The 24,310-nt window shown below is 61.1% G+C and carries 17 protein-coding genes and 1 riboswitch; of the genes, 10 read left to right on the forward strand and 7 right to left on the reverse strand.

Annotation, left to right across the window (positions count from 1 at the left end; genetic code table 11):
- The first annotated feature begins 3 nt into the window (after positions 1-3).
- Entirely contained in the window at positions 4-1,311 is a 1,308-nt protein-coding gene (gene xylA / locus ACR0C9_RS00475; RefSeq protein WP_480780140.1) for a xylose isomerase, read from the forward strand.
- A gap of 34 nt (positions 1,312-1,345) precedes the next feature.
- On the opposite strand, the gene ACR0C9_RS00480 is transcribed toward xylA, so the two are convergent.
- Positions 1,346-2,206 (reverse strand): LysR family transcriptional regulator, encoded by an 861-nt coding sequence (locus tag ACR0C9_RS00480; protein WP_480626394.1) that lies wholly within the window; start codon positions 2,204-2,206, stop codon positions 1,346-1,348.
- Positions 2,207-2,315: 109 nt separating this feature from the next.
- Here ACR0C9_RS00480 and ACR0C9_RS00485 point away from each other — a divergent pair, with 109 nt between their 5' ends.
- From ACR0C9_RS00485 to ACR0C9_RS00505, 5 genes are read left to right on the forward strand one after another with little or no spacing between them, the layout of a single operon-like run.
- Positions 2,316-3,860, forward strand: a complete 1,545-nt coding sequence (locus tag ACR0C9_RS00485; RefSeq protein ID WP_480626393.1) for a trimethylamine methyltransferase family protein — start codon at positions 2,316-2,318, stop codon at positions 3,858-3,860.
- Positions 3,857-5,146, forward strand: coding sequence for an aminotransferase class III-fold pyridoxal phosphate-dependent enzyme (locus tag ACR0C9_RS00490; RefSeq protein WP_170622788.1), 1,290 nt, complete (start codon positions 3,857-3,859; stop codon positions 5,144-5,146). The genes ACR0C9_RS00485 and ACR0C9_RS00490 overlap by 4 nt, the downstream gene beginning before the upstream one ends.
- Positions 5,143-7,554 carry a GcvT family protein gene (locus tag ACR0C9_RS00495; protein WP_480780141.1) on the forward strand — a complete coding sequence of 804 codons (2,412 nt, stop codon included), beginning with the start codon at positions 5,143-5,145 and terminating at the stop codon, positions 7,552-7,554. The genes ACR0C9_RS00490 and ACR0C9_RS00495 overlap by 4 nt, the downstream gene beginning before the upstream one ends.
- Positions 7,551-9,962, forward strand: a complete 2,412-nt coding sequence (locus ACR0C9_RS00500; RefSeq protein ID WP_170452820.1) for an FAD-dependent oxidoreductase — start codon at positions 7,551-7,553, stop codon at positions 9,960-9,962. Before ACR0C9_RS00495 ends, ACR0C9_RS00500 begins: the two co-directional genes overlap by 4 nt.
- Before the next feature lie 3 nt (positions 9,963-9,965).
- The gene (locus tag ACR0C9_RS00505; protein ID WP_480780142.1) at positions 9,966-11,639 is read left to right on the forward strand and encodes a thiamine pyrophosphate-binding protein; all 1,674 of its coding nucleotides are present in this window, start codon (positions 9,966-9,968) and stop codon (positions 11,637-11,639) included.
- Positions 11,640-11,670: 31 nt separating this feature from the next.
- Here the strand turns inward: ACR0C9_RS00505 and ACR0C9_RS00510 are convergent, their stop codons facing one another.
- Both ACR0C9_RS00510 and ACR0C9_RS00515 read right to left on the reverse strand, forming a co-directional pair.
- The gene (locus ACR0C9_RS00510) at positions 11,671-12,489 is read right to left on the reverse strand and encodes a DUF2189 domain-containing protein (RefSeq protein WP_480780143.1); all 819 of its coding nucleotides are present in this window, start codon (positions 12,487-12,489) and stop codon (positions 11,671-11,673) included.
- An 89-nt stretch (positions 12,490-12,578) separates the two neighbouring features.
- A complete protein-coding gene (locus ACR0C9_RS00515; protein WP_480780144.1) occupies positions 12,579-14,174 on the reverse strand; it encodes a GMC family oxidoreductase in 1,596 nt (531 codons plus the stop codon).
- A 109-nt stretch (positions 14,175-14,283) separates the two neighbouring features.
- Here ACR0C9_RS00515 and ACR0C9_RS00520 point away from each other — a divergent pair, with 109 nt between their 5' ends.
- The 4 genes from ACR0C9_RS00520 to ACR0C9_RS00535 all read left to right on the forward strand — a co-directional run bounded on the left by ACR0C9_RS00520 (position 14,284) and on the right by ACR0C9_RS00535 (position 18,405).
- Positions 14,284-15,522: a TRAP transporter substrate-binding protein gene (locus ACR0C9_RS00520; RefSeq protein ID WP_170521586.1), complete on the forward strand. Its 1,239-nt coding sequence runs from the start codon at positions 14,284-14,286 to the stop codon at positions 15,520-15,522.
- 68 nt (positions 15,523-15,590) lie between these two features.
- On the forward strand, positions 15,591-16,256 hold the full coding sequence (locus ACR0C9_RS00525; protein WP_170521588.1) for a TRAP transporter small permease subunit: 666 nt from the start codon (positions 15,591-15,593) through the stop codon (positions 16,254-16,256).
- Entirely contained in the window at positions 16,256-17,614 is a 1,359-nt protein-coding gene (locus tag ACR0C9_RS00530) for a TRAP transporter large permease (RefSeq protein WP_170429642.1), read from the forward strand. The genes ACR0C9_RS00525 and ACR0C9_RS00530 overlap by 1 nt, the downstream gene beginning before the upstream one ends.
- A gap of 11 nt (positions 17,615-17,625) precedes the next feature.
- Positions 17,626-18,405, forward strand: a complete 780-nt coding sequence (locus ACR0C9_RS00535; protein WP_480780145.1) for an IclR family transcriptional regulator — start codon at positions 17,626-17,628, stop codon at positions 18,403-18,405.
- A 28-nt stretch (positions 18,406-18,433) separates the two neighbouring features.
- On the opposite strand, the gene metH is transcribed toward ACR0C9_RS00535, so the two are convergent.
- The 4 genes from metH to ACR0C9_RS00555 all read right to left on the reverse strand — a co-directional run bounded on the left by metH (position 18,434) and on the right by ACR0C9_RS00555 (position 24,220).
- Positions 18,434-21,163, reverse strand: coding sequence for a methionine synthase (metH, locus tag ACR0C9_RS00540; protein ID WP_480780146.1), 2,730 nt, complete (start codon positions 21,161-21,163; stop codon positions 18,434-18,436).
- Positions 21,160-22,212 (reverse strand): homocysteine S-methyltransferase family protein, encoded by a 1,053-nt coding sequence (locus ACR0C9_RS00545; RefSeq protein WP_480780147.1) that lies wholly within the window; start codon positions 22,210-22,212, stop codon positions 21,160-21,162. Before ACR0C9_RS00545 ends, metH begins: the two co-directional genes overlap by 4 nt.
- A 214-nt stretch (positions 22,213-22,426) precedes the next feature.
- A complete protein-coding gene (locus ACR0C9_RS00550) occupies positions 22,427-22,726 on the reverse strand; it encodes a hypothetical protein (protein ID WP_170452778.1) in 300 nt (99 codons plus the stop codon).
- A gap of 122 nt (positions 22,727-22,848) precedes the next feature.
- Positions 22,849-23,060, reverse strand: a riboswitch (cobalamin riboswitch).
- A 95-nt stretch (positions 23,061-23,155) separates the two neighbouring features.
- On the reverse strand, positions 23,156-24,220 hold the full coding sequence (locus tag ACR0C9_RS00555) for an AbrB family transcriptional regulator (protein ID WP_480780148.1): 1,065 nt from the start codon (positions 24,218-24,220) through the stop codon (positions 23,156-23,158).
- Positions 24,221-24,310 lie beyond the last annotated feature (90 nt).

The following is a 24,310-nucleotide window of genomic DNA, read 5'->3' on the forward strand; positions in this document are numbered from 1 at the left end:
GGAATGAAAAGCGGATTTTTCGACGGGATCGAACAGATCAAGTTCGAGGGTACGGACAGCAAAAACCCCTTGGCCTTTCGCCACTACGACCCGGACGAGGTGATCATGGGCAAACGCATGGAAGATCATCTGCGATTTGCGGTCGCCTGGTGGCATTCTTTCGCGTGGGAGGGCGGAGACCCCTTTGGTGGTCCCACGTTCGAACGCCCTTGGCATCCGCAGGACGATATGGGCCGGGCCCGTATGAAGGCGGATATCGCATTCGAATTGTTCGAGCTTTTGGGCCAGCCCTTCTTTTGCTGGCACGACGCCGATATCCGGCCCGAACAGGGCAATTTTGCCGACAATCTGAGAACGCTGGAAGACATCACCGACTATATCGGTGAAAAGATGCAGGCGTCCGGCACCCGACTGCTGTGGGGGACGGCCAATATGTTCAGCCACCGACGCTGGATGGCCGGGGCCAGCACCAATCCCGATCCCGACGTGTTCGCGTTTGCGGCTGCAACAGTGAAATCGTGCATGGACGCAACCCACAAGCTGGGCGGCGAAAACTATGTCCTCTGGGGTGGCCGCGAAGGCTATGAGACCCTGCTGAATACCGACCTGAAGACTGAACTGGACCATATGGGCCGGTTTCTGAACATGGTCGTGGAATACAAACACAAGATCGGCTTCAAGGGTGCCATTCTTGTCGAACCCAAACCGCAGGAGCCGTCCAAGCACCAGTACGACTATGACGCTGCAACCTGCATCGGGTTTCTGCGGAAATACGGGTTGGAGGACGAGGTTAAGCTGAACCTCGAACAGGGACACGCAATCCTTGCCGGTCATAGCTTTGAACACGAGATCGCAGTTGCAGCGGCCGAGGGTATGCTGGGGTCCATCGACATGAACCGAAACGACTATCAGTCGGGTTGGGACACGGATCAATTCCCCAATAACGCGCCCGAGGTGGCCTTGGCCTACTACTACATTCTGAAAGCGGGCGGCTTTACAACCGGCGGCACGAATTTCGACGCCAAAATCCGCCGTCAGTCGATTGATGCAGAAGACCTTGTCGCCGCGCATGTCGGTGGCATGGATATTTGCGCCCGAGGTCTCAGGGCCGCTGCAGTAATGATCGAAGACGGGGGCTTGGAAGCTGCGCTTTCTGACAGGTATTCCAATTGGAGTTCACCCGCAGCGCAAGCTATGTTGAACAGCAGCCTCGATGACATTGCCGCCCGAGTCTTGCGGGATGGGATCAACCCAGAACCACATTCAGGGCGTCAGGAGATGCTGGAGAATTATGTGAACAGGTTTGTGTGACGACCACAATTGCACGCGCTACGAGCCGCAAACATCAGCCCGCAAGCCAGTCCACGACTTTCTGCACCTCCCGCCTCACGGGGCGGCTGCCGCGCACCTCGACGAAATAGGCATGTGTGGGGGGGATGCTTTCATCGAAAAGGCGAACGACCCGTGCCTCGGCAAGGTCCTGATCAATCAGCGGCAGCCAGCCGATCACGATCCCTTGCCCCTCGGCAGCACCGCGCAGCAGGGCGTTTGCGTCCTGGAAAATCGAACCGCGCAGCCGGTTTGGGACGGGCACGTTCATGGCTGCGAACCAATCCAGCCATCCCCAGTGGTTCCTTTGGTGCAGCAGGGGTAAATTCAGCAGGTCTTTCGGGTTCTCAATGGGTCCGTGGGTGTCAAGAAATGACTTGGACGCAATGGCGACGGGGCTGAGCTCAAGTAACTTGATCGCGTCACCCGATGTCTCGGCCATGCGGTCCCAGCGGATCACGATGTCGAGGTTTTCCCGCACGCTTGTTCCGGGTTCGAAAGTGGGCAGAACCTCAAGCTCGATATCCGCGTGAGAGGCCCAGAAATCGCTGATCTTTGGCATCAGCCAGCGCGCGGTGAAAATCGGGCCGGCCGCCAGCCGGACCACTTTGCGGGACCGGCGGTGGAGCGTGCGCACCGCTTCGTCCAATATCCCGAAGGCCTGTGCGGCGGCGTTTGCAAGCCGTTCGCCGTCTTCGGTCAGTGTGACATCCCGACCGCTGCGCGTGAACAGCTTGGTGCCAAGCTGATCTTCCAGTCCGCGAATATGGTGGCTGATCGCCGTCGGGGTGACTGACAAGGCTTCGGACGCGGCGCGAAAACTGCCCAGCCGGGCGGCGGCCTCAAAGGCGCGCAGGGCGGGAAGGGACGGTTTCATGTCAGGCCTATAGAGTAGTTTTACTCATCTATTGCTGAGTAAGCTGCCTTTGTAAACGTGTTCCGGATATGAAAGCCTGATCTCGACGAAAAGCAAACTTCATGAGTCGATGGTCAAACCCAGCCGCCGCCGAGGTCGCAAAGACCGGCTGAAGGACACCCTGCAAAGCGAAGGCTCTCTGCCTGTCTGGCCGGGGGTCATGGGCGGTCGTCTCAAACCGCTTTCCCCGGATGAGGTGGCGTTGGTCGAAAGCTCTGCCTTTGCATTGCTGGAAACGCTTGGTCTAAGTCAGGCCACCCCGTCGATGATCGACAAGGTTGTTGCGGCGGGCGGTGTGCGGACGGGTGACGGGCGGTTGCTGTTTCCGCCCGATCTGGTGTGCTGGGCGATTGATGGGGCGCAACGCGGGTTCTCGCTGTGTGGCCAGCACCCCGACCGCGACCTTAAAATCGAAGGATCGCGGGTGCATATGTCAACCGGCGGGGCTGCTCCGGGGGTGTTCGACCTTAACACGCACGAGTATCGCGATTCCACGTTGCAGGACCTCTATGATGCGGCCCGGATCGTGGATCAGATGGACAATATCCATCATTTCAGCCGGTCGGTTGTGGCGCGGGATATCGAGGACCCCGCTGTGATGGACCTTAATACCGCTTATGCCTGTCTGGCGGGCACGTCCAAGCATGTGTCGATCTCGATCACTGAACCGCAGAACGTCGCCCAGATCGCCCAGCTTTGCTACAGCATCGCAGGCAGTGAGGCCGCATTTCGCGCCCGCCCGTTTCTTACCGTCATGGTCTGCCACGTGGTCCCGCCGATGCGCTTCGCCGAAGAGGCCTGCCAGGTGTTGGACCTTGCGATCAGGGCAGGTTTTCCCGTTCAACTGATCAGCGCCGGTCAGGCCGGGGCGACCAGCCCGGCGACGATTGCTGGGTCGCTGGTGCAGGCGGTCGCGGAAACTCTGGCCGGGCTGGTTTTCGCGCGGTTGGTCGATCCCGAGGTCAAGGCGATCTTTGCGCCCAAACCGCTTGTGGCTGATCTGCGCACCGGATCCATGAGTGGCGGCGGCGGCGAGCAGGCGATCCTGATGGCGGGGGCGGCGCAGATGGGGCGGCACTGGGATTTGCCTACCAGCTCGATCGCCGGGATCACCGATGCCAAGCGGCTGGACGCCCAATACGGTGCCGAGAAATCTCTGGCCGTGACCATGGCCGCCCATGCGGGGTCGAACATCGTCACGCAGGCGGCGGGCATGATGTCGAGCCTTCTGGGTGTCAGCCACGCCGCATATGTCAGCGACAACGATCTGCTGGGCAACATCCTGCGCACCATTCGCGGGATCGAGGCCACGCCGGAAAACATCGCTGCAGATGTCATTGCGGATGTGTGCCGGGGCGAGGGTCATTATCTGGGCGAAATGCACACGTTCAGCCGGATGAAGTCGGACTATTTCTACCCCGAAATCGGCGACCGTCGGGCCCCGCGTGACTGGGAGGAACACGGCGGACAAAGGATCGGCGACGTCGCCCGCGAACGGGCGCGCGAGATCCTGAACAGCCACTTCCCGGCGCATATCCCCGATCACATCGACCGCAGCTTGCGAGGCAGTTTTGACATCCGTCTGACACGGACACAAATCGGACGACCTGAATGAAGAATTCTGACCTCAGCCAGCGCGCCCGCGCGGCCCTTCCGGGCGGTGTCAGCCACGAATTGCGCTATCGCGACCCGCATCCCGTCTACATCGAGCGTGCGCAGGGGGCCGAGAAGTGGGACAGTGAAGGCCGCCGCTATATCGATTTCAAGATGGGCAGCGCCAGCCAACTGCTGGGCCATGGTCATCCTGCGATCATCGAGGCGATCAGACAGCAGGCCGGACAGTCGATCTTCAGCGCCGATTGTCACGAGGCTGAAATCCTCTGGGCCGATTGGGTCAATCAGTTATACCCCTGCGCCGAGCGTACGAGGTTCACCGCGTCTGGCAGCGAGGCGACAATGCTCGCCTTGCGTCTGGGCCGCGCGTATTCCGGCAAGGACCACGTGCTGCGTGTGGATGGGCATTACCACGGCTGGCACGACCACGCGCTCAAAGGTGCAAAACCGGGAACAAATCATGCCGCGTCGCTGGGCGTACCAGAGGCGGTGAATGAGTTGATCCATGTCTGCGCGGCAAACCCCGACGCGATGGCAGACGCGCTGCAAGATGATCGTATCGGAACGGTCATCATCGAGGCGTCCGGGGCGAACTATGGATCGGTTCCATTGTCGACCGCGACATTGCGGGCACTGCACGACGTGGCGCGGGCGGCGGGTGTGGTGTTGATCTTTGATGAGATCATCACCGGGTTTCGCTGGTCCCCCGGCGGGCGACAGGCCCGAGACGCCATCGTGCCCGACCTGACAACGTTGGCCAAGATCGTCACCGGCGGCCTGCCGGGCGGTGCGGTCTGCGGCCGGGTCGAGATCATGGAGTTGATGAACAACGCAACCATGCGCGACGGCATCGCACCGGCGGTCAGTCATAAGGGCACGTTCAATGCCTCACCGCTGGTGGCCGCCGCAGCCTGCGCCGCAATGCCGTTGCTGGCCAGTGGCGAGGCTCAGGCCAAGGCCGATGAGATGGCCGAACGGATGCGGGACGGCATGAATGCCGTGCTGTCAGATCTGGGCGTTGCCGGGATTACCTATGGCGACAGCTCGGTCTTTCATGTGTTCTTTGGTCAAGACTCTCTGGACGGTCTTGGCCCGGCTCAGATACGCGGCTTGCCCAAATCGACGGTCAAAGCCTACCGCGACGGGTTGCTGGCACGCGGGGTGGAAATGATGTCCTACACGTCCGGTGTCACCTCGGCGGCGCATGAGCCGGACATGATCGATGAGGCGCTGGAGGCGTTTCGCGCCACGCTGTCCGATATGATCAGCGACGGGGTACTGCCATGACCCTGCCGTCCCATGCCCGCACGGTTGTGATCGGTGGCGGCGTTATCGGCTGTTCCATCGCCTATCATCTGGCGCGCGAGGGGCGCACGGACATCGTGGTGCTCGAACGCTCGAAACTGACCAGCGGCACGACGTGGCACGCCGCCGGTCTGGTGCGCCGCCTGCGGCCCTCGGCAACGCTGACCAGGCTCATCAACTATTCGATTGATCTTTATAGGGAGTTGGAGCGTGAAACCGGCCAAGCCACCGGCTGGACCCAGACCGGATCGCTGACGCTGGCCACCAATCCGGACCGGCTGACCAATATCAAACGGCAGGTCTCGCTGGGCCGTGCTTTTAGCCTTGAGGCCGAGGTGGTCGATGCCGCCCGCGCGAAAGAACTGTGGCCGCTGATTGAAACCGATGACGTAATCGGCGCGGTCTGGTCCCCGGCAGATGGGCGGGTGAACCCCTCGGACGTAGCACTGGCGCTGTCGAAAGGCGCACGGGCGCGGGGGGTGCGGATTTTCGAGGATACCGCCCTCACCGGCTTGCGGAAAAAGGCCGGGCGTATCTCGGGCGTCGCGGTGGGGGACCATGTGATCGAGGCCGACGAGGTGGTGATCGCCTGTGGCCTCTGGTCCCGCGAGGTGGCGGCGATGGCCGGTGCCCATATGCCGCTTTATGCCTGCGAGCATTTCTACATCCTGACCAAACCCCTGCCCGAGGTGCAGGCGCTTGGCAAAGGGGCGCATCTGCCGACGCTGAACGATCAGGACGCGTTCCTTTATGCCCGCGACGATGTCGAGGGGCTGTTGGTGGGCTGCTTTGAACCCAACGCCAAGGGGCTGCCTCTGAACCGTTTGCCCGAGGGTTTCAGCTTTGATCTGCTGGACGAGGATTGGGACCACTTCACGCCAATGATGGAGAACGCCCTGCGTCGGATTCCCGCGCTGGAGCGGGCCGAGGTGCGGATGCTGCTGAACGGGCCTGAAAGCTTTACCCTCGACAGCCAGTTCATGCTGGGCGAAAGCCCCGAGGTGTCGGGCCTGTTCCTGCTGGGTGGCATGAACTCGACCGGCATTGCCCTTGCCGGAGGTGCGGGCAAGGCGATGGCCGAATGGATCATCGCAGGCGAGCCGACAATGGAGTTGAACGAGGCCGATATTCGCCGCTTCAGCCCCGAAATGAACGTGCTGGGCGCGTTGGAGGCCCGCATCCCCGAGGTGCTGGGCCGCCATTACGACAACCCCTATCCGGGTCGGGCCATGGACAGCGCCCGCGGTCAGCGCCGGTCCCCCATTCACGCCGGTCTGGTGGCTGCGGGGGCACAGTTTGAATCGCGCGGCGGCTGGGAACGCGCCGTGCATTTCGGCGGCAAGGCCGCGCATCTGCCTTTGACATTCGGTGTGCCCGCGTGGCGCGATCAGGTCGGGGCCGAGGCCGAGGCCTGCCGCAACGGTGCCGCCATTCTGGATCAATCCGCCTTTGGCAAGATCATGGTACAGGGGCCGGACGCTTACGCCTTTCTGAACCGTCTCTGCGCGGCGCAGATGGATATGCCCGACGGGCGCATCGCCTACAGCCAAATCCTGAACGCACGCGGCGGGGTGGAAAGCGATCTGACCGTTCAGCGCCACGGCCCCGAGACCTATCTGCTGATCACCGGCACGGGCGAGGTCGTGCGCGTCCTCAAGCGTATGCGCGAGACACGGGGCGATTTCCGGGTGGAATTCATCGATGTGACCAGCGGGTATGCCATTTTGGGACTGGCCGGGGCACGGGCGCGCTCCGTGTTGCAAGCAACCTCGAACATGCCGGTCCCTGATCTGAAGCGCTTTCACTTCGCGCCGGTCGAAATCGGCCTTGCACGCGGTTGGGCGGGGCGGCTGAGCTTTACCGGCGAAGAGGGGTACGAGCTTTATATCCAGGCCGACATGGCCATGGCCGCGTATGAGGCGCTGGTAGCTGCCGGGGCCAGCCATGCGGGTCTTTACGCCAGCGGCAGCCTTCGCATCGAAAGCGGGTTCCGCGCTTTCGGGCACGAGCTGACCCCCGGCACCACCCCGCACGAGGCCGGTCTGGACGCATTCTGCGCCATGGGCACCGGGTTTGTGGGCGAAGAGGCGTTGCGGGATCACACACCCGCACGCCGGATCGTTTCGCTGTTATTCGATGACCCGGATGCGATCCCGATCCATGACGAGCCTGTCTATTTCGAAGGGAAGGTCGCGGGCCAGATCACCTCTGCCGCGTGGAGTTACCGGTTCGGCCGATCTGTTGCGCTGGCAATGATCTCGGGCGCGCCGAGATTTTTCGACGAAAAATCTTCCTCCGCAGATGGCACATGGGCGGTGGAGGTGGAAATCGCCTGCACCCGCTTTACCGCCCGCGCCGCCCCGAAACCCGCCAAAGAGGCATTCCAATGAGTGATACGACCCGCACCACTCAGGTCGCGATCATCGGCGGCGGGATCATGGGCGTCGCCGCCCAGTTTCAACTGGCCGAAAACGGCTGGACCGACACGATCCTGTTCGAAAAGGCAGAACTGACTTCCGGTTCCACATGGCATGCGGCGGGCCAGATCGCCCATGCGGTCGGCAGTCGGATCGCGGGCTGGATCAACAAGACCTCGATCGAGACCTACAAGCGCGTCGAGGCAGAGACCGGCCAGAGCATCGGCTGGCATCAGGTCGGCGGCTTCCGGATCGCCACCACCGATGATGAGGTCGACTGGATGAAGTCGATTATGGGGGTCGGCAGGCTGCTGGACCTGCCGATGGAACTGGTCGGGCCCGAGGAAGTGGCCAAAGGCAACCCCTTCTACCGGACCTCTGACATCAAGGCCGCCGTGCAGACCTTTGAAGACGGCCATATCGACCCATCCGGTGTCACCATGGCGCTGGCCGCCGCCTCCCGCGCGCGTGGGGCCAGGATCGAGCGGCATACCCGCGTCACCGGCGCATCGCGCAAGGGTGATATGTGGCGTCTGGCGACGGAAAAGGGTGATGTTCTCGCCCAGCATGTGGTGATCGCCGCAGGCTCGTACGCCAATCAGGTGGGGGAATGGTTCGGGCTGAAAATCCCGTCGGTGTCTTGCCTGCATCATTATCTGGTCACGGATACGGTGCCCGAATTTCAGGACCGTTCCGAACTGCCCGTCATGCGCGACAATGCCTTTGGCGGTTATATCCGGCAGGAGCAGAAATCGGGCCTGATCGGGATTTACGAAGGCCATGTCTGCCCTACGGTCTGGGAAATGCCGCAAGGCGCGCCATGGGCAGCGGAGAATGAGCTGTTCGAGGTCGATTACGACTCGATTGGCGATTTTCTGATGGTGGCGCTCGATAAGATGCCCGTGCTGGCCGAACTGGGGATCAGGCGCGTGGTGCGCGGGGCGATCACCCATACGCCGGATGGCGGGATGCTGGTGGGGCCGTCGGGTGCGCCAAATGTCTGGCTGTCCTGCGGGTCTTCCATCGGGCTCGCATGGGGCGGTGGGGCTGGCAAGGTGCTGGCCGACTGGATGGTGCATGGCGAAACCCAGATCAACACCCGTGGGATGGACCCGCGCCGCTATGGCGACTTCAGCACCGACAATTTCATCGTCGAGCGCACCAAGGACGAGTTCATGCGCCGCCATGACACGCCCTGCCCCGGCAAGCAGTTCGACAGCCTGCGCCCGCTGAACCGCCATCCGCTTTATGACCGGCTGGCCGCCAAGGGCGCGGTGTTTGGCGAGGTCGCTGGCTGGGAACGCCCGCGCTATTTCGGTGCGGTGGGTGAGGTCGAGCAGATCGGCTGGGGCCACCAGACCTGGCACCAAAACGCCATGGCCGAGGCCAAAGCGACTCGTACCGCCGCTGGTGTGATCGACCTCTGCGCCTTTGCCCAGTTCGAGATCACCGGCAAGGATGCGGGCGCCTTGCTCGACCGGCTGTCGGCCAACAAAATCCCCGCCACAGACGGGCGGATGAGCCTGAACCACCTGTTGACTCCGAAGGGCAGGTTCGAGACCGAAATCACCATCTGGCGCATCGCCAATGGTCGCTATTTCACCGGTTCCGCCATCGCGCGGGCGAACCCGGATTTTGACTGGATCAAATCCCATATCCGACCCGGTGAAGACGTGCAGATGGTCAATCGCAGCGCCGATTGGGGGATGCTGTCCCTGTCCGGCCCGGCGTCACGCCGGATCATGTCGGAACTGACCGAGGCTGACCTCGGCAACGCTGCCTTTCCCTGGCTGTCGGGGCAAGAGATCACCGTTGCAGGCATCCCCTGCTATGCGCTGCGGGTGTCTTTTGTGGGTGAGCTCGGGTGGGAGTTGCACGTGCCGCTGGACCGGATCGGTGCGCTCTATGATGCGCTGTTTGAGGCTGGTGCCACGCACGGGCTGGTCGATCTGGGTTCTTACGCGTTCAACGGGATGCGGATGGAGAAAGCCTATCGCGCCAGCGGCGAGCTGACCACGGATGTCGGTCCGTTCGACGTCGGCCTTGACCGCTTTGTCCGCGCCGAAGGTCGCGATTTCATCGGCAAGGATGCCCTTTTGGCCCGTGATCCGGACTGGCAGCTCTTCTATGCGGAACTCCGTGCCGACGGCATCGACATTCATGGCGGCGAGCCTGTGTTGTTGAATGGCATGCCCGTTGGTCTGACCACCTCGGGCGGGTATGGCTATACGGTGGGCAAGTCGCTGGGCTGGCTGTTCGTGCGCAAAGGCACCCCGCGCGATGGCCTCAGCGTGCAAATCCTGAACCGTGCCATCCCCGTGACCGTGCATGACGACGCCCTGTTTGACCCACAAAACCTGAGACCCCGATCCGAGGACTAGACCATGACCAAAATCACCGGCGGCGAGGCCGTCTATCGCGTGCTCAAGGCCAATGGGATCGACACCGTGTTCGGCCTGCTGGGCGGCTCGATGCTCGAACTGTATGACGCGATGTATCAGGGGGGCGAGGTCGCGTATGTCGGTGCGCGCGATGAACGGGCGGCGGGGCATATGGCCGATGCCTGGGCGCGGATGACCGGCAAGCCCGGTGTTGTTCTAGGCGCGCAGGCCGGGCCGGGTGTGGTCAATATCGTCACCGCCGTGGCCGAGGCGCATCTGGCCTATTCCCCGCTGGTGGTCATCGCAGGCGCGATCACGCGGGCCGATCAAGCCAAAGACACGTTTCAGGAGGTTGATCAGGTGGCGCTGTTTGCCCCGATCTGCAAACGCTCGGTCATGGTCACGGACCGGTCGCGTCTGGTCCCGATGCTGGAAGATGCAATACGGCTGGCAAATTCGGGCCGTCGTGGGCCGGTCGTGCTGCATGTGCCGCGCGACCTGTTTGCGGCTGAGGTGCTTGCGGTTGACCCGGTGTCAGTTAACATCGCCCGGCCCGGTCCTGCGGCCTCCGAAGATGTTGCCGCCATCGCCGCGCTTCTGGGTGAAGCCAAACGCCCGGTGATTTTTGCCGGCGGTGGCTTCAAATGGAGCGCCGGGCGAGACGCGCTGACCGCTTTGGCCGAGACACTTGAGGTGCCGGTGGTTGCATCAACCGGCCATGCCGACGTGATGCGCCACGGACACCCGTGGTTTGCGGGGCAGGCCGGGCCGCGTGGCAACCGGGTGGCCAGCCGGTTGACGAAAGAGGCGGATGTGATGGTCGTGCTTGGGGCACGGCTGGGGTTCAACTCGACCTTTCATTCAAACGATTATGTGGGGGCCGAGACGCGGATCGCCCATGTGGATATCGACGGATCTGCGGTGGGGCGCTATTTCCCGGCTGAAATTGCGGCCCAGGGGGATGCGCGCCTGACTGCCGAGGTGCTGACCGATGCGGCCGCTAAACCTGATTGCGATCCATGGCGTGATGCGTTTCGTGCCGACATGGAGACCCTTCGGGCCGAGCGCGCCGAGGAAGCAGCAATCGAGACCCTGCCCATGCATCCCCGCCGTGCCTTGGGCGAGCTGCGCGACGCGCTGCCCGAAAACGCCATCGTCACGCTGGACACCGGTAACACCTGCCTTCAAGCCGCGGACCGTCTGGCGCATTATGAGCCTTTGTCGCTGATCACCCCTTTGGATTTCGGATTGGTTGGCTTTGGCCTGCCCGCCGCCATCGGGGCCAAGGCCGCAGCCCCCGACCGGCCCGTTGTTGCCGTCATGGGCGACGGTGCGGTGGGGTATACGATGATCGAAATCCAGACCGCCATCTCACACAATCTGCCCATCGTGATCGTGGTTCTGGATAATGAGGCATGGGGGGCCGAGAAAGCCTATCAGCAGGAGTTCTATGGCGGACGTCTGTTGGGGGCCGAAATCCAGTCGCCCCGCTTTAACAAATTCGCGGAACTTTGCGGCGGCAAAGGCATCTGGGTCGATGGCCCCGGTGGCATGGGGCCTGCGTTACAACAGGCAATAGCCTCGGGGGAAACAACTGTTATTCAGGCCAAAATCGACCCCGGCGCGTTGATGACCCTTCGCAAGGATTTGTTCAAAGCACCGCAGCGCCGGGAATAGAGGTGATCTTGCTGATCCGGGTTGGGATGGATCACCCCTCCGCCGGTGTCACCGCCCGCTGATACAGGTGCCATGTGGTGTGCCCAAGGATCGGCAGGGTGAAGATCAGGCCCAGAAACGCCGGAGCCATCGACAGCAACATCGTGACCGAGATGATCGCCGCCCAGCCCAGCATGACCACCGGGCTTTCGTTGACGACCCGAATGGACGTGAGCATCGCCGACACGAAATTGATTTCCCGGTCCAGCAGCATGGGCATGGCAACGACAGTCACCGCAAACAGCACAGCTGACAGCAACGCGCCTATGCAGGTGCCGACAGCAAGGAAGGTCCAGCCCTGCGGCGTGAAGAAAACGGTGTTCAAAAACCCGTCGAAATCCGAGAAAGACGCATTCTGCAGTATGATCGCAAGCCAAAGCCGAACCTGGTAAATCCAGACCCAGAAGATGAACAGGGTGACAAAGGCCATCCAGCCCATCTCGCGTTTGCGCTGATTGGCCATGACAGTCAGGATGTCTGACCAGCCGAATCTCTGGCCCTTTTGCAAGCGACGGGACATTTCATACAGGCCCGCGGCAGCAAACGGCGCAACAAGCGGAAAGCCGACAATGGCGGGGATGATCATCCAGATTTTTCCCAGCCAGATCAGGCACCAAACCAGCAGGATGCCGAAGACTGCATAGAACAGGCCGAAAAAACCGCTCATGAAAGGGCGCGCCAGAAAGTCGGAAAACCCGGCTTTCAGAGATGCGGTGATGTCATCTGCTGTCACCTTGTTGATCTTGGGCGCGGCTGGCTGCTGCGGCGCCAGATTGTCCGGTGGTGTGGATCCTGCGGTTTTGGATGTCATGGCACATCCCTCCTCCGCAGATCAGTTTGCATCAGGTGGTGCATCAGGGCAAGCGAGGTGAATGGCGCGGATTGGCACTGTCGCTTGGTTCAACTGCGCTCGGTCAGCAGATCACTTGCCTTCTCGCCAATCATGATCGCGGGCGCATTGGTGTTCCCGCTGACGATTTCCGGCATGATCGAGCAATCGGCAACGCGCAGGTTATCGATCCCCTTCACCTTCAGTTCCGGATCCACAACCGCGTTTTCCGAGGTGCCCATCGCGCAGGTTCCAGTGGGGTGATAGATCGAAACCGAGTTCGACCGTGCCCAATCCAACGTGCCTTCATAGTCGTCGCAAGACAGGTCCGATGTTGGCCGGAATTCCTCGGAGATTTTCGAGGCCAGCGGGTTGTGGGTGGCGATCTTGCGCGCGATGTTCACGCCGGCGACGATGGTTCGGCAATCGGTTTCCGTTGAAAGGTAGTTGGGGATGATCTTCACGTATTTGGACGGGTCGGGACCATCCAATTGCAGCTCTCCCCGGCTTTCGGGGCGAAGCTGGCAGACCGACATGGTGAAGGCGGAAAACGGATGTACGCCTTCGCCGGGGCTGTCGGCAGACCATGGCTGAACATGGAATTGAATATCCGGCGTCTGTACATTCGGGCGGGTTTTCAGGAAGCCGGTCGCCAGGCTGGCCGCCATTGTCATTGGACCTGCGCGGAACAGCGCATATTTCAGCGCGATGCGCGCCTGATTGAACAGGCTGCGCACCTCATCATTCAACGTGGGTTCGTTGCATTTGAACACCAGACGGGCCTGCAGGTGATCCTGTAGCCCTTTGCCGACAGCAGGTAAGGCGTGGGTCGGTTCAATGCCATTGGCTTTCAGGTGATCAGGGTCTCCGATCCCGGACAACATCAGGATTTGTGGCGAGTTGATCGCGCCGCCGGACAGAATGATCTCGCGACGTACCTTCAACGTCTTGGTTTCGCCGGACCGGTCCTGATAGACCACTCCGGTCGCCTGTTTCCCGTCCAGTTCGATCTTTGTCACCAGGGCATGGGTGATGATGTTCAGGTTGTCGCGATTGCGGATAGGTTTGAGGTAGGCCACAGCCGCGCTGCACCGTCGGCCATTGCGTGTTGTCAGTTGGAAATAGCCGACCCCTTCTTGTTCGGCCCCATTGTAATCGGCGTTGAACGGATAGCCCGCAGCCTGCGCCGCCGCGACCCAGGCGTCGCAGATCGGGCGTTGGATGCGCATGTTCGACACGGACAAGGGCCCGCCGACTCCGTGGAATTCGTCCTCGCCCCGTTCCTGATCCTCGCAGCGTTTGAACAGGGGCAGCACGTCGTCCCAACCCCAGCCGATATTCCCCATCTGGCGCCAGCGGTCGTAATCTTCTTTCTGTCCGCGCACATACAATAGCCCGTTCAGCGAGGATGATCCGCCCAGCACTTTCCCGCGCGGCCAATCAATGCTTCTGCCGTTCAGGCCGGGGTCGGGTTCGGTCCGATAGCACCAATCGACCGACGGGTTGTGCATGGTTTTGAAATAGCCGACCGGGATGTGAATCCACGGGTTGGTATCCGGCCCACCGGCTTCCAGAAGGGCGACCTTGGTATTGGGATCGGCGCTGAGCCGATTGGCGATGACACAGCCCGAAGACCCTGCTCCGACAATCGCATAATCCACTTCCATGATCGCCTCCTTCCAACGTCGTTGAAAAAAACTCTATGCAAGATGCAGGAATTATACTAGCATTTTTTGATACAAAACGTCTCAATAATTGCGATCAGGGAGGTAAGCAATGGAGATCGGTAAGAAACTAAGCGGGATTTCACGGCGGGATTTCTTCCGCGTGGCCGGACGCTATGGCATGAGCTCGACGCTGCTTGCGGCAGGCGGGTTCGGCGGCGCGATGAGTCTGGCGAATTTGGCGCAGGCCGCTGAATCAAATTACGAAAAACGCTTCTCGAAAGAGCCGAAACATACGCTGAAATTTGGTGCGTCGGGCTTCAATACCCGCAACCTTCTGATCGAGCGCGCCGGGGCCATCGAATTCGCCCGTGACCTGGAAGAACGCACAGATGGTGAGATTCGCATCGAGTTCATCGGCGACAACCAGATCTGCGGACAGCTAAGCTGTGTCGAGAAAACCCAGCAGGGCATTGTCGATATCTATGCGGCTTCGACCCAGAACTCGGCCGGTGGTGCGCCTTATCTGAACGTGCTGGACTATGCTTATATGTTCCCCAGCCGCGCGGCGCAGTATCACTTCTTCTACAGCCCCGCCAGCCAGCGCATCCTGCGCGACCCGCTGGAAAAACGGCACGGGCTGAAGTTCCTGTTCACCCATTGCGAGTTGCGCGGTCTGCAAATGGGATCAACCTTTGCCGACAAGCCAACTGTCACCAAGCTGGAGGAACTGTTCGGCACCAAGAACCGCGTGACGGGCACTCAGCTGGGCCGGATCGCCATGCAGCTTTTGAACCTGAACCCGGTTCCGGTGGCGTGGGAAGAAACGCTGGACGCGCTGAAAACCGGTCTGATCGATGGGGCCGAAACATGGGCCTCGGCTGTGGCCTATGCCAACATGGCACCAGTGGTATCGCAGTCGGTGAACCTGAAGTTCTTCTGCGGGACCGAGCATACCTCGATGTCGGCCAAGGTCTTCGACAGTCTGGGCGGCGAGTTGCAGGATGCCGTGATGGAGTCCTCATACTTCACTCAGGCGCTGATTCAGGGCGCAAACGAGGCGGCGCTGTTGAACACCGTTGGCTTCTCGGACCCGCAACTGCCGGGCACGATCTTTGCCGAAAACGGCGTGCGCGCGGCCTTCCTGCCGGATGATCAGATCAAACTGGCCGAAGAGATGTGTGCCCCCAACTTCAACCCCGAGCCGTGGGCGCAGTGGCGTGAGCGTCTGAATAAATGGGCCGGTGGCATCGACACCTATCAGGAGATCTACGACATCGCGCGAGAGATCCCGGCAGATATGCTGCCCGAGAATGTCGAGCCGCGCCGCTGGTGGATGGGCCAGGCCTGATAAGCTGATGCGAACCGGCCCCACGCGGGCCGGTTCCAAAAAACACACCGACTGGGAGGACGGGGTACATGTCGTTTTGGGCAGATATCGGCGCGATTTTCAGCGCTTTTCTCAGCCAGGATTCGTTCGAGATTCAATCCGCATTGGAATCCGATGCCGCATGGGTTTTGGGGGCAATTGTCTCGGCCATCGGCGGGTTCGTGATCATGCTGATCTATCGGGCAGTTCCCTTTGTCGAACGTCATTTCGAACGGTCGGTGATGGTCTATTCCTACCTCGCGATTGCCCTGATCATCTTTTGGGGTGTGATCGACAGGTTCGTGTTCAACGACCAAGAGCCGTGGTCGACCACGATCCCTCCGCTGCTGTTCATGGTGATGGCCTGGTTCGGAGCCTCCTACAACGTCCGCCTGCGCACGCATCTGAGCTTTAGCGAGTTTCGCACGGCCATGCCGCGCGGCGGGCAACTGGCCTGTCTGATCCTGGATGCGGTGCTGTGGTTCATCTTTGCGGTGATCGTCATCGTGACCACGACCCGGTTGGTGGCGCTCTCGGCGTCTAACTTCCAGATCGTTCTGGGCACCGACAATATCATGCAGTGGTGGTTCCTGCTGGCTGCGCCACTGTCCTTCTTCCTGATGGTCGGGCGCGTGTTTCAAAACCTTGCCGACGATCTGCGCAACTGGAAAACAGGCGAGCCGCTGATCAAGCAGGCCGTGATCGGAGCAGACTGATGACAGATGGAACCATGGTCACACTGATCTCGCTTGGGGTCACCTTCCTGTTCATGCTGGGCGTACCGGTTCTGCTGGTGATCGGCTACTGGGTCATTGGCTGTTCCTTTGTCCTCGGCCTGACACTGGACAATATGGGCGCTGAACTGCTGAACGTGTTCAACAAAGGCTTTGCCCTGCTGGCGATGCCCCTGTTCATCCTGACCGGGGACCTTATCAACAAATCGGGCATTGCGCGCAGGCTCAGCGATTTTGCCTATGCCTGTCTGGGCTGGATACGCGGCGGTTTGGCGATGGCATCGCTGGGGGCCTGCGGGCTGTTCGCGGCGATCTCGGGGTCGAACTCGGCCACGACGGCCACTATTGGCTCGATGCTGCACCCTGAAATGGTCAAGGGCGGCTATGACGAACGGTTCAGCGCCGCGACCGCTGCGGCGGGCGGCACGGTGGGGATCATCATTCCCCCGTCAATTATCTTCATCGTCTACGGGTTCCTGATGAATCTGCCAATCTCTGAGCTGTTTGTGGCAGGTATCCTGCCCGGCGCGCTGATGGTGTTCGGGATGCAATTCGCCTGCTGGATCATCTGCCGCATGAATGGCTGGGGCCACCTGATCCCGCTACAACTGAACCGCGTTCTGAAAACCGCGTTCGGTGCATGGCTTGGCTTCTTCGCCATCGGGCTTGTGCTGTGGGGCATCTATACGGGCAAATTCTCACCCACCGAGGCGGCGGGCGTGACCGTGGGCTTCTGTGTCATCGCGGGTCTGGTCAGCTATCCGATCAACCGCATCATGGGCGCGCGGAATGACATTCCACCCACCGAAAAGACCTTTGCCGAGATGTTCGTGGTCGAAGGCTTCACGATCCCGGAAATCCCGTCAATTGTGATCCGCTCGGCCCAGATCACCGGCATCCTTGCGCCGCTGATCGCGATTTCAGTGGTGATGCAGCAAATCCTGTCTCTGCTGGGGGCACAGGAAACCATCGGGAACTTCGTGACCTCGATGGGTGGCTACCATGCAGTTCTGTTTACCTCGATGGTGATTGTCTTCTTCTCGGGCATGGTGCTGGAAAGCCTGCCGGTGACCATCATCCTTGCGCCAATCCTTGCGCCGATTGCGGCATCGGTGGGTATCGATCCGATCCACTTCTCGGTGATCTTTCTGGTCGGCGCGTCCATCGGGTTCATTACGCCTCCTTACGGGTTGAACCTGTATGTGGCGTCGGGCGTGACCGGCGTGCCCTATTTCCGGCTTCTGCGCTATACGGTTCCCTATCTGGTAGCACTGCTGTCGGTCTGGATTCTGGTTTCGCTGGTGCCCGATCTGGCCTTGATCCTGCTGCCAAATAACTAGACTGTTGCGGGATGACCGAAGCGGACACAAAAGACAAAGACACCCAGATTCCCACGAACCTGCGCCTGCTGCTGATCCTGGAAGAGGTGGCACGGCGCGGGGTCGCCGTCAAACCCTCGGACCTGATCGACGCATTGGGTCTGGCAAAACCCACGATACATCGCCTGCTGCAAACAGCCGAGGCCGGGGGGTTTCTTCAGCGTGATCTGGATGGTCGGTCTTATGGTCCCGGTCCGCGTTTGCGCCAGCTGTCGCTGAATACAGTGTCGTCCGAACATCTTCGCACGGCCCGTTTGGCCATTATTCGCGGCGTCGCGGATGAAATCGGTGAAACCTGCAATCTGGCGATCCCGGATCGCGAGGGGATGATCTATCTGGACCGGGTCGAGACGAAATGGCCGCTGAGAATTCAGTTGCCGATCGGAACACAAGTCCCGTTTCACTGCACCGCCAGTGGCAAGATGTATTTGTCGACCCTGCGCCCGAGCACTTTGGATGGGTTTCTTTCCGCAGGTAACCTCAGCCCGAATACCGATCGCACGATAACGAAGCCCCAGGCCCTGCGGGCCGAGATAACCCGCGTCGCACAGAACGGGTTTTCGACAGATGATGAGGAGTTCATGCCCGGTATGACGGCCATCGCGGTCCCGGTCATAGACAAGAACAACAGGCTGGCCGCCACTCTGTCCGTTCATGCGCCGACGCAGCGCCATGATCTGAACAGTTTGAAGAAATTTCTTGCCTTGCTACAGGACGGTGCGCGCAAACTGTCGGGTTTGCTGACCTCGTAGCCCGGCGATTGACTGACAACATATTACCTTACGCGGCTGCCTTGCGCGATGCCTTGGCCGGGACGTAGTTGAGCACCGGGGCCAGCCAGCGTTCGGCCTCTTCCACGGTCATTCGTTTTCTCTGGGCGTAGTCCTCGACCTGATCGCGTTCCACTTTGCCAACGCCAAAATAATAGCTGTCCGGGTGCCCGATATAGAGCCCGGAGACAGATGAGCCGGGCCACATCGCCATGCTTTCGGTCAGCGTCACTCCGGTCGCGGCCTCGGCGTCCAGCAGGCTGAACAGCGTGCGCTTTTCGGTGTGATCGGGTTGGGCCGGATAGCCCGGCGCGGGGCGGATACCGGCATAAGGTACGCTGATCAGGGCCTGTGGGTCGAAGTCTTCACCCTTTGCGTAACCCCAAAATTCACGACGGACCCTTTCATGCAGCATCTCGGCCATGGCTTCGGCGATCCGGTCGGCCAGAGCCTTGACGAGGATCGCGCCGTAATTGTCGTTAGCCTTGTCCAGCCGCTCGGCGATGTCGGAGTCCTCCGGTCCTGCCGTGACGACAAAGCCACCGACATGGTCCGCACTATGGCCTTCCGGGGCGACAAAATCCGACAACGCGACATTCGGGCGATCACCGCGTTTCACGGTCTGCTGGCGCAGCGTGTGCAGGGTGGCCAGAGTTTCAGCGCGATCCGGGCCGGTATACAGCCGGATGTCATCGCCGACCGCGTTGGCAGGCCAGAATCCAACAACCCCTCGGGGTGTGAACCAGCGCTCTGCGATAATCTGTTCCAGCATTGCCTGCGCATCGGCAAAAAGCGCCCGCGCCGCCGCGCCCTGTTTTTCATCTTCAAGAATTCCGGGATAGACACCGCGCATTTCCCAGGTCTGGAAGAAGGGCGTCCAGTCGATATAGCGCGCAATTTCGGCCAGATCCCAATCGGGCAGCACGCGCGCGCCGGTGAAGGACGGAGCAATGGGCTCGTAATCATCCCAATCCAGCTTCAGCGCATTCGCCCGCGCCTTGGCCAAAAGCAGGCGGTTCTTGGCGCGTTCGCCGCGCTCGTGCTTGTCGGCCACATCCGCATATTCGGCCTGAATCCCGGCGACATAATCGGGCTTCTGCGTCGGGCTCAGCAATGCGCCGACAACCCCGACAGCGCGGCTGGCATCGGTGACATAGACCGCCTGCCCATGCGTGTAACGCGGCGCGATCTTGACCGCTGTGTGCACCCGCGACGTGGTTGCGCCGCCGATCAGCAGCGGAATATCGAACGCTTCGCGCTCCATCTCCGAGGCCAGATGCACCATCTCGTCCAGCGACGGCGTGATCAGCCCGGACAGGCCGATAATGTCCACATTTTCCTCGCGCGCGACTTGCAGGATCTTCTGCGGCGGGACCATGACGCCCAGATCCACGATCTCATAATTGTTGCAGGCCAGAACCACGCCGACGATATTCTTGCCGATATCGTGCACGTCCCCCTTCACGGTCGCCATCAGCACCTTGCCCGCAGATTGCCGGCCCTCACCGCCATTCCGGCGCTTTTCTTCCTCCATATAGGGCAGCAACACGGCCACGGCCTGCTTCATCACGCGGGCCGATTTCACCACTTGCGGCAGGAACATCTTGCCCGCGCCGAACAGATCGCCGACCACGTTCATCCCGGCCATCAGAGGGCCCTCGATGACATGCAAAGGCCGTTCCGCATCGGCGCGCGCGGCCTCGGTGTCTTCTTCGATGAACTCGGTGATGCCGTTGACCAGCGCATGCTCCAGCCGTTTCTCGACCGGCCAGTCGCGCCAGGCCAGGTCGCGGGTTTTCTCCTCGCGCTTGTCGCCACGGAAATGTTCGGCGATGTCCAGCAGGTTCTCGGTCGCGGTGCCGCCGGATTTCGGCTGGCGATTCAGGACCACATCCTCGCACGCTTCGCGCAGGTCTGGGTCGATCTGGTCATAAACGGCCAACTGGCCCGCGTTGACGATGCCCATATCCATCCCGGCCTGAATGGCATGATACAGGAACACCGCATGCATCGCCTCGCGCACCGGCTCGTTGCCGCGAAAGCTGAAAGACAGGTTCGACACGCCGCCCGACACATGTGCATGGGGCAGGTTCTGCCTTATCCAGCGGGTCGCCTCGATGAAATCCACGCCGTAATTGTCGTGGTCTTCGATCCCGGTGGCGACGGCAAAGATGTTGGGGTCAAAGATGATGTCTTCGGGTGGGAACCCCATATCCTCGACCAGAATGCGATAAGCGCGGGCGCAAATCTCGGTCTTGCGTTCGAACGTATCGGCCTGACCGGCCTCGTCAAAGGCCATGACCACCACGGCGGCACCATAGGCCAGACACAGACCCGCGTGATGGCGAAACGCCTCTTCTCCCTCTTTCAGGCTGATCGAGTTCACCACCGGCTTGCCCTGCACGCACTGCAGCCCGGCCTCGATCACCTCCCATTTCGAGCTGTCGATCATGATTGGCACGCGGGCGATATCGGGCTCGGACGCGACAAGGTTCAGGTATTCGACCATCGCCTGTTTGCTGTCGATCAGCCCTTCATCCATGTTGATGTCGATGATCTGAGCGCCGTTTTCCACTTGATCCCGCGCAACGTCCAGCGCGGCGGCATAGTCGCGGTTCACGATCAGCTTGCGAAACCGGGCCGAGCCGGTGACGTTGGTCCGCTCACCCACATTCACAAAGGGGATGTCGGGCGTCAGGACAAAGGGTTCCAGCCCCGAGAGGCGCAGGTGAGGGGTCATGCCGGTACCTTTCTGGGGGCAAAGGGCGCAACCGCTTCGGCAATCGCGCGGATATGGTCGGGCGTGGTGCCGCAGCAACCGCCGACCACGTTGACGATGCCATCGCGGGCAAACTCTTCGACCTGAGCGGCGGTCTGGTCCGGTGTTTCGTCATACTGGCCGAACTCATTCGGCAGGCCTGCGTTGGGGTAGGCGCAGGTCAGGGCGGTCGCCACGCCCGAAATCTCGGCCATATGCGGGCGCATGGATGCAGCGCCAAGGGCGCAGTTCAGCCCGACGGTGAAAGGGCGCGCATGGGCGACCGAGTGCCAGAAGGCGGTGGGTGTCTGGCCAGAAAGCGTCCGGCCCGAGGCATCGGTGATCGTGCCCGAGATCATCAACGGCAGGCGACGTCCGGCCTTGGCGAAACTCTCGAACGCCGCAAAAATCGCCGCCTTGGCGTTCAGCGTGTCAAAGATCGTCTCGATCAGGATCAGGTCGGAACCGCCCTCGATCAGCCCTTCGATCTGCTGGCCATAGGCTGTGCGCAGATCATCGAAACTGACGGCACGGTATCCGGGATCGTTCACATCCGGGCTGATCGAGGCCGTCCGGTTCGTCGGACCCACAGCCCCGGCCACAAACCGGGGTTTGCCGTCCTCAGCCGTGGCCCGGTCCGCCGCGCGCCGCGCCACCTGCGCGCCTGCGACGTTCAGATCATGCACCGCAGCCTCCAGCCCGTAATCGGCTTGCGCGATGGTGGTTGAGGAAAAAGTGTTGGTTTCAAGGATATCCGCCCCGGCCATTGCGAACTCGTATTGAATGTCCTCAACTGCCTGCGGCTGGGTCAGCACCAACAGGTCGTTGTTGCCCTGTTGCGGAAGGTCCGGGTGATAATGATGCCGACAACCGGGGCCATGGATGTGACCGTTGGCGGTAAAATCCTCTTCGGTCATGTTCAGCGCCTGGATCATTGTGCCCATGGCCCCGTCAAGGATCAGGATGCGCTGGGCAGCCAATGCGCGCAGCGTCGCGAGCGCGGGTGTGTCGGGCAAGGTAAAGTCAAGCATTCGCGGTATCCAATCGGCTGTGTGGGCCGAAGGTATAGCGCGTTGGCATTATGAGGTGAAATGATTGTTATTCGACTAAATTATGAGTTTGCGTCATAATGTGTCTTGTTCGTCGCGCATATCCAACGAAATCACCAATAAGCAGTCAAAGCATTGCCCGGCCAAAATCGTCCAAAATGCGGGCGGTGGCACAGGCTGAATTGCCCGCATGAGGTCACAAGGCGGCGCGGCGCGCGCGATGGCCCCCTCGGCGCTGTTTTGCGGGCAGGGCCAGGAACAATGGTTCCAGGGGCATCTGCATGGATCGGGCCAGCAGGTCGCAGAACACAGCGATGGCGGGAGAAGTCTCGGCAAACGGTTTGGCCTTGGCCAAAGCAATCCGCGCCTGCGCGTGGTAGTTTGCCGAACCGGGCAGGCCGCCCAGCCATTGCATATAGCCCATCTGCCCCAGCTCTTGCGCGCGCTGCGGTGGCACGTGGCCGGTATCCAGTTGGGAAATGGTCAGGTCAAGCATAACGACGCCCTCCGCGCTTTTGGGCGGCTTGTGTGGGTCATCAACAGTGGTGTCTGGCCAGTGCGGTCCATCTCTTGTCGCTCCGTCCACGGGCACCCCGCCCGAGTTAAGGTGACTGCGGCACATATGCGCCGGAGATGGCAGGTCTCCTGACTTGCGGTTCTTCGCTGTCCCCGTCCTTCCCGGACAACCCAAGCGGGGTCATCCAGTGGTCTGTCGGGGGTCGCTCGCCGCTTACAGTTGCGGGGGCAGTTGCGGCTTTGGGCGTTTGCCCGCACCGCATTCCCTTTTCAGCCGACTCAGAGCGTCGGACACCATCGGCAGCACAGTCTCATAAGGCCAAAGCTGTGTCTACTGGTGCCAGCAAAGCACGCAGCGTCGGATTGCAACCCGGCAGGAATTGAACCCAAATCAAACTGCGAAACCCTTCTAATCCCGAGAGCCGGACCAGCGCACCAGAAGACTGGCCGCGATGGGCGCGCCGATGATCACCAGAACGATCCGTGTCAGATGGTGGGTAATGACAAACCCGAGATCCGCGCCCGAGACGATGGCCAAGACCGTCATTTCAGCCTGCCCGCCGGGGGCAAAGGCGAGGAAGGCCTCGATCGGTTGCCCGAACCCCAACGTGGTCACAAGGGCCGTGAAGGCTGCCGCAAGTATGGCCAGCACAACAACATAGGCGCAGCCCGCCGCCACAACTTTGCGCAGCTCGACCCATGTGACACCGATAAATTTCACGCCGATGGTGCAGCCGATAAAGAATTGCGCGACAAGGATCGCCTCGCGCGGTGGGCGGGTGTGGATGAAATCGCCCAGTGACAAGGCCGCAGTCAGGATCATTGGGCCCAGAATGGACGCTCCGAACAGGCCGATCCGCTCACCGCCTTTCCAGCCGACAATGGCGGCGACGACCATCAGCGCCAGTTCGTGCAAGGGCAGGTCGCGGGCGGGTTCGCCAATGGGGTTGGTCAGGTCAGCGTCGTAGAACAGGGTCAGGAACATCGGGGCGAGCGTCACGATGATCAGCACGCGCGTGCCATGGATCAGGGACAGGGCGCGCGGATTGGCACCGGCCTCGGTGCCGAAGATGATCATGTCTTGCAACCCGCCGGGCATGGCTGCGTAGAAAGCCGTTTTGTCGTCAAAGCCCCAGACTTTGCGAAAGAACGGCACCCCGACCAAAGCGATCAACAGGATGAAGGGCGGGATCAGAGCAATTGACGCTGCCATTTGCGGCAGTTGGCCAAACAGGTCCGGCGTGATCGAAGCCCCCACCGCCACGCCCAGGATAGTGCGCGCCGCGACCGAGATCTGCCCGAACCCTTCCATCGGCGTATGCGCCAGTGCCGCAATCAGGCAGGCGGTCATGGGGCCGAATAGAAATGGCAGGGGCAGGCCCAGCATCCAGAATACGACCGTTCCCAGCACGGCAAGGCCGAAGGTGATGGCCCGCCTTACGGGGCGGCTTGGTGATGTGGCTTGGACGGACAAATTTCAGGTCCGAAGTCATGGGATCAATTGTATCCAATGGTATACAAATGGGCGCGGTTTGCAAGACCACGGCACTGACCATTCAGAATG

It is taken from the genome of Ruegeria sp. C12, assembly GCF_056537745.1.